Raw genomic sequence first — 11184 nt, forward strand, 5'->3', positions numbered from 1 at the left:
TTTACCCCTACTTGTTCACAATTCGTTAAGACTTGCCTACGTATACTTTCGGGCTTGCCCGCGGCCTTCCGGCTGCGCCCCTCGACCTGCCGGCGCACAACTCATGTCACGACCCGCTCTGCTACTGTTTCTGCTGGCCTGCCTGCTGTTCTTCTTCGCCCTGGGCAACCACCAGTTGCAAGGTTCCACCGAAGCCCGGGTCGCCGGGATCGCCATGGAAATGCACCTGGATGATGACTGGGTGACGCCGCGCCTGTTCGGCACGCCGTTCCTGGAAAAGCCACCCCTGAGCCTGTGGCTCGACGCCGGCGCCATCCGCGCCTTCGGCGGCACGCCCTTGGCGGTGCGCCTGGCCTCGGCCTTTGCCGGGCTGTTCAGCGTGATGCTGCTGTACGTCATGCTGCGCCGCTTCGGCCGGCCAGCCACTCTGGCCGCGGTGGCCGGGCTGATGCTGGCGACCATGGCCAGTTACTGGAGCAACGTGCGCGGCGTGGGTGAAGATGCCCTGCTCAGCCTGGGAGTGACCCTGGCCCTGCTGGCGTTTTTCCAGGCCCATCGACGTCAGGCCGCGCAGCAACCAGCGCTGCTGGCCTGGCTGGCGTTCGCCGTCGGCATCGCCATCGCCACCCTGAGCAAGGGCGTGCTGGGCCTGGCCATGCCAGGGGTGGTGATCTTCGCCTACCTGCTGGCCGACAGCCTGATCGACAAGCGCTTCACCTTCAGCCACTGGCTGCGCCCCGGGTTGCTGACCCTGCTGGGGCTGGTGCCGCTGATGATCTGGCTGTACCTGCTCTACCAGCGCGGCGGCCTGCAGGCCCTGGGGGAAGTGCTGTGGACCAACAGCGTCGGGCGCTTCGGCGGCTCCTTCGAGGAGGCCGGGCACTACGAGCCCTTCTACTACTACCTGGCCAAGCTGCCCCAGGCCTTCCTGCCGTGGAACATCCTGGTCTACCTGGGGCTGTGGCACTTCCGTAAAACCCTGGTGCAGAACCGCTACCTGCTGTTTTTCAGCCTCTGGTTGCTGGCGCAGTTCACCCTGCTGTGCCTGGCGTCGAGCAAGCGCACGGTGTACCTGATGTCCCTGACCCCGGCCGCGGCGGTGCTGGCAGCGGAATATGGCGCAGTGCTCTACCAACGCCTGGCCCAACGAGCCCCGGGCACGGGTTTCTGGAGTGCCATGGGGCGCCAGCGCAAGGGCTTGCTGATAGCGCTCATGGCCCTGGTGATCGGCGGCTATCTGGCCAACGCCCAATGGGCCGCGCCCAGGGCCGACCGCGAACTGTCGTTCGTTCCAGTGACCGACCGGATCATGGCGTTGCAGGGTAGCGGGCACCAGCTGGCGCTGTACCAGGCCAACGAACGCATCGCCGGCGCCAGCGTGTTCTACACCCAGAGCCTGCTCAAGGACCTGCAGAACGAGGCGCAACTGCTGGCCTTCTTGCGCGAGTCGCCGCAGCACATGGCGGTACTGGGTGGCGCCGAGGCGCCCAAGCCGCCGCTGCAGATCCAGCAGACCCTCATGGTGGGCCGCCAGGCCTACTACTTCGTCAACCTGGCGCCGGCCGGCTGAACGCAAAAAAAACGGCACCTGAATCAGGTGCCGTTTGCCCATCCCTGCCGCCCATGCCCCTTGAACCCTTTCCCGCTGATACCCGCCCGCCGCCCTTGAAACCATGACTCCTGCCCAACGACGGGCTTTCCCCGAAAAGGAGTCAGACATGAGCATCACCGTTATCAGTAGCACCCTGAGCCGGGCCGTTGCCCAGAAGGCCGGGTTGCGCCAGCAACTGGCGGCGCAAAACATCCTTGGGGTGGAAAACATCAACGACAACGCCATCGGGAACACCGTGGCCAAGGAACTGATCGCCAAGAGCAGCAAGGAAGGCCTGCGTCGGGACTACCTCGACGCCCGCTGAGCCTTGCCCCCGGCGATACCCTCGTTGCCGGGATCTTCCCTATGTTCGTGTCGGGCCGTTACGGCCTGGAAAAGGAGATATTCCCATGTTGATTCTGCGTTCACTGATCCTCGGCCTGAGCCTGTTGGCCAGCGCTGCCCACGCCCTGGAAACCACCAATCTCCCACCCGCCACCCTCAAGGCCTACGCCGCCACCCTGAGCACCGCCGCCGGCAACAGCCAGTGGCAGCAGCTGTGGAAACGCTCTCGGGACCAGGGCGCGTTCACCCAACAGGGTGAACAACCGCGCTTCACCATCACCCAGGACAAACTGCCGGACATGGCTCGCAGCACCTTGATCAATGCCAGCAGCGTAACCCCGCAGAACACCACCCAGGCGCTGTACCGCTATGAGTTTTCCAACCCCATCGGCCAGGCCAAGGGCATTTCCCTCAAGGCCATGTGCCTGTTGGTGGACTGGCGCTCGCTGCCCAGCGGCACACAACCCGACGACACCAGCCACATGGGCAACGCCAGCCTGCTGCAAACCTACCCCTGCCCTTGAAACCGGCAAGCCGCCCAGGCCTTGAGCCTGGGCGGCGAGCACTTACGAGGTTAGCTGCGAGCCCAGCAGATCAGCCTCCTTGCGCCGGCGAGTGCCGTAGCTGTCGCCAAAGTTGCGCAGGTTGGCCAGGGCACTCTTCCAGTCGCGGGCCACCACCTGGGCCCAGAAGTTCGGTGTGCGACTGGCCAGGTTGCCGTACTGAAAGGCCACCGAGGCGATAACGGTCTGCATCGGTGCCGGCAGTTGGGCGAAGTCCACTCCGCTGGCCTGGGTGTAGTTCGCTGCCAGAAGATCGACGAAGGGCGCCTTGAATGCCTCGTCCACCAAAAGCGCCTCGTCACTGCTGATGTTCAAGGGCTGGCCGTCGAGAAACGCCTTGGCCTTGAGCCCCTTCAGCCCCAGGTAGGGGGTCAGTCGCCGGATCAGGTCCGCCGGCAGATTGAGCGCCTGCAGGTCCTCTACGTTCCGTTGCCCCAGATCGAAGCCTGTGCCCACCGTGACGCCACTCTTGCTCTTGTCCGGATCGGGCACATAACCGCGGGTAATGGCAGCTCCCTCCAGAGCGGCGATAAAGCTGAAATCAATCGCGTAGCGTGACATGGATTTTTCCTCATCCAGTTTAGGAAAATCCAGTGCACCACCAGCGACCGATACAACATCAGAATGTAATAGTTCCCCTTAATAGGGGGGAAATTTCCCACTGAACAGAGGACGAGACACCTCCTTAGGATCAAACCAGCCTTATCCATAATTCCAAGGAGGTACCAAATGGACGTGAAAGACCTCGTACTCATCGATGTTCGCCAGCTCCCTCACTCGCTCCAGGCCCTCATCGACTGCATCGGACTGGAAAATGCCTACCGCCTGACCCGTGAATACGGCGGCCGCCCCAAGTACATCCCCAAGCACGCCGAACGTACCTCCCTGGCTTTGATCCTGCCGCCCGACGCCCTCAACGCGCTGATCGAGCGTTTCGCCGGCCTGGCCCTGGAGATCCCCAAGGCCGACCACTTCTGCCGGCAGATCCGCAACCAGCACATTCAACTGGAAAGCCTGGGCGGTATTTCCCGCAGTGTGCTGGCGGACAAGTACGGCCTGAGCCTGCGGCAGATCGGCAACATCCGCCGCCTGGATGCCAACACTCACCGGTAATCGATTCCTGCTGAATCGGCCTTCACGGCTTTCTTAACCTGCAAGGGCGCATTTCGCGCAACAAAGAACAAGGAGCTAGACCATGGCAGATATCGATAAGGGCCTGATTGGCGGCGTGATCGCCGCCCTGCCCCTGGACAAGATGATCACCGGTCCGTTGATGGCGATGATTCAGGCGCAGGTCGCCGCGAGCAAAGCCTATGCGGACTTCCTGATGGGCGTGTGCATTCAGAACGGCCAGGCGGTTTCGGTGCAGTTCGACTATGACGAAACCCTGGTGGATGAGCAGGGGGTGTACAAGGGCACCGTGAAGAAGTCGATGCGCATCCCGTTGCTGGCGGCCATCAGTCACCCCAACATCACCATCGAGGAAGGCTCCATCGAGTTCGAGCTGACCATCAGCCAGATGGCCGAGGACACCAGCAGCACCGAAGCCTCCGGCAGTTTCGAGGCGAAGATGGGCTGGGGCCCGTTCAGCGTTTCGGTCAAGGGCGCGGCGAGCCACAAATCGACCCAGACCCGCAAGACCGACACCCGTGCCCGCTACGCCATCAGCACCAAGATCGTCCGCCAGGACCCACCGGAAGCCCTGATGCGGGTCATCGACTTCCTCACCGACGCAGCCACCAAGCCTGTGCGGCTGCCTAGCACTCAACCGACCGACACCGACAAGCTGCCCACCGCCAACGCGCTGAAAATGCCCGATGCCGCGGACGAGAAGAAAACCGGCACCGGCGGTTGATCCACATCGCGCCTTCGCCCCAGTAACCCGCCCCGCCTTCATGGCGGGGCACTTCAGCCACCGAACAAGGAGCGTGATCCATGGCGTTTTTTTCCCGCAGCAAGGAGCCCATGTCCGCCAGCGACCTGAGCCATATCACCCGCGGCATGCATCAGGCTGCAGCCGCCACCCACAACCTGATCGCCCAGCAGTACATCAAGTTGTTCGACCAGTTCTTCGACTACAACGTCGACGACCTGGGCACGCCGATGAAGGCCAAGATGGTCGAGGTGGCGCTCAACGAAGACCACATCATCAATGTGCCGCTGATTGCCCTGGTCTCGCCCAAGGGCCTGGCCCTGCACAAGATGACTGTCGACCTGTCGGTGCGCATGCAGGCCACCGAGCTGCAGAAGGCCAGCCACGATCTGGAGAACGGCGAGCTGCAGAGCGAGAAGTTTTTCGTCACCTTCGGCAGCGGCAAGCGTGACGGCCAGGAACGCGACCCGGACGAGGTACAGATCAGCATGGAGTTTCGCGACTGCCAGCCGCCGGAAGCGATCCAGCGCCTGATCGAGGAGTTCACCAACCTGATCAGCCCGCAGCGCATCAACGACGGCCCGGCAGCCACCCCGCCAGCGGCTGGCACGCCACCGGCCGAGCCGGACCTGCTGGCACCTTGAGCCGCTTCCTATGCCCCTGAAGGCCAGCCACACGGAGCGGCCGCCTGCGGTCAGGGCTTGAGGTTCACCGAGCGCCAGTCACTGGCCTCGATCAGGCCGAGCATCTTCGGCGCGCCATTGAGGGTATCGGTGGAGACGAACAGGGAAGCGCCGTACCCCAGGGTCGGGGTCGCCCGTTTCAGGTCCTGCTCCATCTGCGCCATGCATTCGCTGTGGGTCACCAGCACCAGGTTGCGCCCGGCGACCTTGTGCGCCATGACATCGCGCAACATGCTGTTCTTGCAGTTGAACAGCCAGCCATCGCCACTGCTGACCTTGCTGAACATGTAGCTCGCGGTCTGCGCGGTGCGCGTCAACGGGCTGTTGTAGATATCGGTACGCTCCAGGCCCAGGTGCTCGAACTGCGCGCCGAGCCCCACCGCCACCTCGCGGGCCCGGTCGGTAATGCCATCGGCCGGGCCCAGGCACGCGGCATTGGAGCGGTCGCAGCGCTCCATGTGGCGCACCAGCACAATCATTTCGCCCTTGTCCCAGGCGGCCGTCAGGGCCTGGAGCCCGGCCCCGTTGCCGTGGCTCAGGTCGGGCACCGAGGCCGGCCGGAGCAGGAACAGCCCCAGGGGAATCACCAGGCAAGCGCCCAGCAGCAGCGCCAGCAGGTTCTTGTAACGGACCAGGACGCGCCCCAGGAAGGGCCGCTTGCTCGCCGGCAACACCAGTCTTGTAGTCAATTCCCAGCCGCCCTTACGAGAATGGTCCGATGTGTTGAGCAGCGCACAGCAAGGCTACGAAAGCCTGATGACAATTGAACGCTGGCCGATGCCCGTGGCATCGACCGCCCAGACTCTAGAGCGCCGGGCGTGGGGCCCGAGTGAAATCAATGTGAAAAAAAGCTCAACGGACCGGCGGCACATCCCGCAAAATAGCCGTCCATCGCCTAAAACATTGTCTTGGGACAATGCCGACGAAATCGTTTCAGCTATGGCACATCCCGCCGATACACCCCCTACAAAACACCTTGCTGGTCACCAACAACAACAATCTTCCAGCCAACTCAAGATCAAGAAGAGCTACGTTCCTGGAGGAATTCAATGAGTAGTTGGTTTGCCAACATCAGCGTCAACCTTAAGCTGGGCCTGGGTTTCGGCCTGGTCCTGGCCCTGACCACCGTCCTTGCACTGACCGGCTGGACCAGCCTGGGCAGCCTGATCGACCGCAGCAACTGGATGAGCGACATCACTCAGCTCAACAGCGGCCTGACCAAGCTGCGGGTCACCCGCCTGCAGTACATGCTGGCCAACGGCGACGAAACCGCCGCCCAAGGCGTGCAGAACACCCTGGACGATTTCAGCGCCCAGCAGAAAAAACTCCTGGCCTCGTTCCAGAGCCCGGAAAACATCAAGCTCCTGCAAGGCCTGGGCGCGACCATCAGTGCCTATCAGGACTCGCTGAACAAGATGCGCAATGCCTACCGCAGCGGCGACGCTGCGCGCCTGGCGATGAACCAGAACGCCGAACGCGCCAATGACCTGATCAACGGGATCAACTCCTGGGTCAAGCAGTTGCCCCTGAGCGATGAGCGCTTCGAGCAGTTCCAGGCCATCACCCAGGCCAAGGAAGCCTTCCAGCTGGCGCGCTATGAAGTGCGCGGCTACGTCACCACCAACAACCCGGACACCGAACAGAAAGCCGTCACCCAGCTCAACGCTGCGATTGCCGAAATGGATCAGCTCAAGTCCCATTTCAGCAGCACCCAGCGCGATGCCCTGCAACAGCTCGAAACCGCCCTGAGTGGCTACCGCAGCTCGCTGCAGGCCTTCAAGGTCGCCTTCACCAACGCCGTAGAGGCGCGCAAGGAAATGACCGACCAGGGCGCCGACATCGTCAGCCGCAGTGACGCCCTGTACCAGATCCAGCTGGACCGCCGCGACATCGAGAGCGCCCAGGCCCGCAGCCTGCAGCTGATCAGCACCCTGCTGGCGCTGCTGGTCGGTGTACTGGCCGCCGTGATCATCACCCGGCAGATCACCCGCCCACTGCAGGAAACCCTGGCCGTGGTCGAGCGCATCGCCTCCGGCGACCTGACCGAGAACCTGCGGGTCACCCGCCGCGACGAACTGGGCGTGCTGCAACAAGGCATCGTGCGCATGGGCGTGACCCTGCGCGAGCTGATCAGCGGCATCCGCGACGGCGTGACCCAGATCGCCAGCGCCGCGGAAGAACTGTCCGCGGTGACCGAAGAAACCAGCGCTGGGGTCAACAGCCAGAAAGTCGAGACCGACCAGGTGGCCACCGCCATGCACGAGATGACCGCCACCGTGCAGGAAGTCGCGCGCAATGCCGAAGAAGCCTCCCAGGCCGCGGCCGCTGCCGACGGCGAAGCCCGCCAGGGCGACAAGGTGGTGGCCCAGGCCATCGAGCAGATCGAGCGCCTGGCCAGTGAAGTGGTGCGCTCCACCGACGCCATGACCGTGCTGCAGCAGGAAAGCGACAAGATCGGCAGCGTCATGGACGTGATCAAGGCCGTGGCCGAACAGACCAACCTGCTGGCACTGAACGCCGCCATTGAAGCCGCCCGTGCCGGTGAAGCCGGTCGTGGTTTCGCCGTGGTCGCCGACGAAGTGCGGGCTCTGGCCCAGCGCACCCAGAAGTCCACCGAAGAGATCGAGGAACTGGTGGCCGGCCTGCAGAACGGCACCCAGCAAGTGGCTACCGTGATGAACAACAGCCGCAGCTTGACCGACAGCAGCGTCGAGCTGACCCGCAAGGCCGGTGCCTCGCTGGAAAGCATCACCCGCACCGTGTCCAACATCCAATCGATGAACCAGCAGATCGCCGCCGCTGCCGAGCAACAGAGCGCCGTGGCCGAAGAGATCAGCCGCAGCATCATCAACGTGCGCGACGTGTCCGAACAGACCGCCGCCGCCAGCGATGAAACCGCTGCCGCAAGCGTTGAACTGGCGCGCCTGGGCGGCCAGTTGCAGATGATGGTCAGCCACTTCCGCGTCTGATTCGCGCAGGCCCCTTCGCCGGCAAGCCGGCTCCTACACCCTCCGTAGGAGCTGGCTTGCCGGCGAAAGGCGCCAATCCCCGGACCCGAGCATTTACACCCATCAGGGTTTGCCCTTACCTTTCCCGGTCTTCGTCCTGCTGTCCTAGGGATTAGTCACCAGGAACCCGTTCATGCCCAGCCTCGGTTTTACTTCGGTCCCGCCCCTGCTGAAATACCTGCTCTATGCGGAGCAATTGGGTATTGCCACCGAGCCGGCGCTGGCGGCGGCCGGGCTTAGCGCCGCGCAGTTGAACGACACCAGCCTGCGCCTGCCGATGGAGGTGCATGAGCGGCTGCTGGACTACTTCTGCCAGCACTCGGGCGATCCGCTGTTCGGGCTCAATTCGGCGCGCTTCGTCAAACCCAGCTCGTGGAATGTGCTGGGCTACATCACCATGAACTGCGCGACCCTCGGCGAAGCCATGGGCCGCATCATGCCGTTCGAAAAACTGGTGGGAGACATGGGCACCAGCCGCGCCGAAGTCGCTGGCAACCAGGTGCGGCTGATCTGGAGTTGCCGCCATCAGCGCCCGGACATCCGCCGCCACCTGGTGGAAAACGTCCTGGCGTCCTGGCTGTTGTATGCGCGCTGGATCGCCGATTCGCAGTTGTCGCCCAGCGCGGTGTGGTTCGAACACGCCCTGCCGGAACCCGTCGAGGCGGCGCAGTACGAGGCGTTGTTCGGCTGCCCGGTGCTGTTCCAGCAACCCTGCTCGGCGCTGGTGGCGCCGCTGGAGTACCTGCAGATGCCCCTGCGCCAGGCCGACGCGCGCCTGCTCAAGACCCTGGAAGAACATGCCCAGGCGATGATGGCTTCCCTGGGCGATGCGCCCCTGGCCTTGCAGGTGCACAACGTGCTGCGCCAGTTGCTCAAGGACGGCCTGCCGCGCAAGGAGCAGGTGGCGCAGCACCTGCACCTGTCGGTACGCACCCTGCAGCGCCAACTGCAACAGGCTGGCACTTCATACCAGCAGATTCTCGACGACCTGCGCCAGGAGCTGGCCGAGCACTATCTGCGCCACAGCGAGCTGTCGATCCAGGGCATCTCCGATTGCCTGGGTTTCACCGAACCGCGCTCGTTCCACCGCAGTTTCAAGACCCGCACCGGGCTGACCCCGGGGCAGTTCCGCCTGAGCGCGCAGAGCTCCGGCAAGGCCTGAAACCCGTTACACGCTGATGGCGTTGGTGAACACCAGGCGATTGCCGAACGGGTCGCTGATGGTCATGTCCTGACTGCCCCAGGGCATGGCCTGGATCTGCGGATGGGAGAAGCGGTACTGCTTGGCCAGCAACTGCTGCTGGAAGGTTTCCAGTTCATCGGTCTCGATCCGCAGGGCCGCACCCGGCGAGCAGTCGCCATGGTGCTCGGTAAGGTGCAGCACGCACTCGCCCCGCGAGACCTGCATGTACAGCGGAAAATCGGCTTCGAAGCGGTGTTCCCAATCCAGGGAGAAACCCAGGAAATCGAGGTAAAACTCCCGGGCCTTGGCTTCATCGAAGATCCGCAGGATGGGGGTGGTTTTGCCAAAGCTCATTGCGCGACTCCCTGACTGAAATGAGCCGACTATACAGACGGCGATTATCAGCAGTTCGGCGCCGCTCGGGGATTCTTTAATAGCACAGCGCCATCATTGTGATGGAGGTCAACAAATCAGCCAGCGGATGCAAATCCCGGGCGCAGGTCACCTTCCCGGGGCAGGAAGCGCCCCTGGCGTTCACCGTTGGCCCGGCCCTGGGCAAAACTGCACACGCCATTGACCCAGACCCCATCGATGCCTTGCGCGGCGCGCTGCGGCTCCTTGAAATCCGCCACGTCGCGCACCCGCGCCGGGTCGAACAGCACCAGGTCGGCCCAGTGCCCTTCGCGGATCTCGCCACGCTGGTGCAGGCCGAAGCGCGCCGCGGACAGCCCGGTCATCTTGTGCACCGCAGTGTGCAGCGGGAACAGGCCCAGGTCGCGGCTGAAGTGCCCCAGTACCCGGGGGAAGGCGCCCCACAACCTTGGATGGGGGAAAGGATCTTCCGGCAGGCCATCGGAGCCGATCATCGACAGCGGATGGGCGAGGATGCGCCGCACATCGTTTTCATCCATGCCGTAGTACACCGCCCCCGCCGGTTGCAGGCGCTCGGCGGCGGCCAGCAGGCTGACGCCCCAGTCGGCGGCGATCTCGCTCAAGTCGCGACCGCCCTGCTCGGGGTGCGGTGTGGACCAGGTGATGGTGATGCGGTAGGCATCGGTGACCTGCTTGAGGTCCAGGGTCGAGGAACTGGCGGCGTAGGGATAGCAGTCGCAGCCCACCGGGTGTTCCCGGGCGGCGTTTTCCAGGGCCGCCAGCAGTTGCGGGCTGCGCCCCCAGTTGCCGGCGCCGGCGCACTTGAGGTGCGAGACGATCACCGGTGCCCGGGCCGCGCGACCAATCAGAAAAGCTTCGGCCATGGCCTCCAGCACCGGCTCGAACTCGCTGCGCAAATGGGTGGTGTACACCGCGCCGAACGCCGTCAATTCCTGGGCCAGTTGCAGCACTTCATCGGTCTCGGCGCAAAACGCGCTGGCGTAGGCCAGCCCGCTGGACAGGCCGAGGGCGCCGTCCTCCAGGCTTTCGCGCAGTTGCCCGCGCATGGCGCTGATTTCATCGGCCGTGGCCGTGCGAAACAGGTCCGGCAGATGGTTGCTGCGCAGCGCGGTGTGCCCCACCAGCGCCGCCACGTTGATCGCCGGGCGCGCGGCATCCACCGCCGCGCGGTAGTCACGAAAACGCGGGTAGACGAACATCGAGCGCTCGCCCAGCAGGTTCATCGGGTCCGGCGGCTCGCCCTTGAGGGTCACCGGCGCGGCGCTGATCCCGCAGTTGCCGACGATCACCGTGGTCACCCCCTGGCTGAGCTTGGGCAACATCTGCGGCTGGCGAATCACCACCGTGTCGTCATGGGTATGCACATCGATGAAACCCGGTGCCAGCACCCGCCCGGCGGCGTCGATCTCTTGCTCGGCGCTGGCCGCGGACAGATCGCCGATGCGCGCGATGCGCCCGTCGAGGATGGCCAGGTCGGCGGGGTAACCGGGACGGTCGCTGCCGTCGATGATCAGGGCGTTGCGGATCAGCGTGTGGTAGCGCATG

Annotated in this window: 13 protein-coding genes and 1 pseudogene; 10 read left to right on the plus strand and 4 right to left on the minus strand. The window is 64.1% G+C overall.

Going from position 1 to position 11184, the window contains the following annotated elements; all coding sequences use genetic code 11:
- Positions 1 to 103: 103 nt before the first annotated feature.
- From M2395_RS17730 to M2395_RS17740, 3 genes are all read left to right on the plus strand, one after another.
- Positions 104 to 1570: a glycosyltransferase family 39 protein gene (locus M2395_RS17730; protein WP_123430046.1), complete on the plus strand. Its 1467-nt coding sequence runs from the start codon at positions 104 to 106 to the stop codon at positions 1568 to 1570.
- Positions 1571 to 1718: 148 nt separating this feature from the next.
- Positions 1719 to 1916 carry a hypothetical protein gene (locus M2395_RS17735; RefSeq protein ID WP_015634073.1) on the plus strand — a complete coding sequence of 66 codons (198 nt, stop codon included), beginning with the start codon at positions 1719 to 1721 and terminating at the stop codon, positions 1914 to 1916.
- Between the two features lie 85 nt (positions 1917 to 2001).
- Complete coding sequence (locus M2395_RS17740) at positions 2002 to 2460, plus strand: hypothetical protein (protein WP_015634072.1); 459 nt, start codon at positions 2002 to 2004, stop codon at positions 2458 to 2460.
- Positions 2461 to 2502: 42 nt separating this feature from the next.
- On the opposite strand, the gene M2395_RS17745 is transcribed toward M2395_RS17740, so the two are convergent.
- Entirely contained in the window at positions 2503 to 3060 is a 558-nt protein-coding gene (locus tag M2395_RS17745) for a pesticin C-terminus-like muramidase (protein ID WP_011059147.1), read from the minus strand.
- A gap of 168 nt (positions 3061 to 3228) precedes the next feature.
- Between M2395_RS17745 and M2395_RS17750 the strand changes: the two genes are divergently transcribed.
- The 3 genes from M2395_RS17750 (at position 3229) to M2395_RS17760 (ending at position 5016) form a co-directional block, all read left to right on the plus strand.
- Complete coding sequence (locus M2395_RS17750) at positions 3229 to 3612, plus strand: hypothetical protein (RefSeq protein WP_011059146.1); 384 nt, start codon at positions 3229 to 3231, stop codon at positions 3610 to 3612.
- Between the two features lie 82 nt (positions 3613 to 3694).
- Positions 3695 to 4354, plus strand: coding sequence for a DUF2589 domain-containing protein (locus M2395_RS17755; RefSeq protein ID WP_011059145.1), 660 nt, complete (start codon positions 3695 to 3697; stop codon positions 4352 to 4354).
- Positions 4355 to 4434: 80 nt separating this feature from the next.
- A complete protein-coding gene (locus tag M2395_RS17760; RefSeq protein ID WP_053148965.1) occupies positions 4435 to 5016 on the plus strand; it encodes a DUF2589 domain-containing protein in 582 nt (193 codons plus the stop codon).
- Between the two features lie 50 nt (positions 5017 to 5066).
- On the opposite strand, the gene M2395_RS17765 is transcribed toward M2395_RS17760, so the two are convergent.
- The gene (locus M2395_RS17765; protein ID WP_123430045.1) at positions 5067 to 5744 is read right to left on the minus strand and encodes a histidine phosphatase family protein; all 678 of its coding nucleotides are present in this window, start codon (positions 5742 to 5744) and stop codon (positions 5067 to 5069) included.
- A 34-nt stretch (positions 5745 to 5778) separates the two neighbouring features.
- Between M2395_RS17765 and M2395_RS17770 the strand changes: the two genes are divergently transcribed.
- The 4 genes and pseudogenes from M2395_RS17770 (at position 5779) to M2395_RS17780 (ending at position 9225) form a co-directional block, all read left to right on the plus strand.
- Complete coding sequence (locus M2395_RS17770) at positions 5779 to 6108, plus strand: hypothetical protein (protein ID WP_148077472.1); 330 nt, start codon at positions 5779 to 5781, stop codon at positions 6106 to 6108.
- Between the two features lie 131 nt (positions 6109 to 6239).
- Positions 6240 to 7118 (plus strand): annotated as a pseudogene (locus M2395_RS31840) (methyl-accepting chemotaxis protein); the annotation flags it as partial.
- Between the two features lie 201 nt (positions 7119 to 7319).
- The gene (locus M2395_RS31845) at positions 7320 to 8024 is read left to right on the plus strand and encodes a methyl-accepting chemotaxis protein (protein WP_373366100.1); all 705 of its coding nucleotides are present in this window, start codon (positions 7320 to 7322) and stop codon (positions 8022 to 8024) included.
- Between the two features lie 172 nt (positions 8025 to 8196).
- Entirely contained in the window at positions 8197 to 9225 is a 1029-nt protein-coding gene (locus M2395_RS17780) for an AraC family transcriptional regulator (RefSeq protein ID WP_053156284.1), read from the plus strand.
- 6 nt (positions 9226 to 9231) lie between these two features.
- Here M2395_RS17780 and M2395_RS17785 read toward each other — a convergent pair whose 3' ends face one another.
- Together M2395_RS17785 and M2395_RS17790 are read right to left on the minus strand one after the other, a co-directional pair.
- Complete coding sequence (locus tag M2395_RS17785) at positions 9232 to 9600, minus strand: glyoxalase superfamily protein (RefSeq protein WP_011059140.1); 369 nt, start codon at positions 9598 to 9600, stop codon at positions 9232 to 9234.
- 116 nt (positions 9601 to 9716) lie between these two features.
- Entirely contained in the window at positions 9717 to 11183 is a 1467-nt protein-coding gene (locus tag M2395_RS17790) for an amidohydrolase family protein (RefSeq protein ID WP_065364662.1), read from the minus strand.
- Position 11184 lies beyond the last annotated feature (1 nt).

The sequence above is a fragment of the Pseudomonas sp. BIGb0176 genome, assembly GCF_024810175.1.
Lineage (GTDB): Bacteria > Pseudomonadota > Gammaproteobacteria > Pseudomonadales > Pseudomonadaceae > Aquipseudomonas > Aquipseudomonas protegens.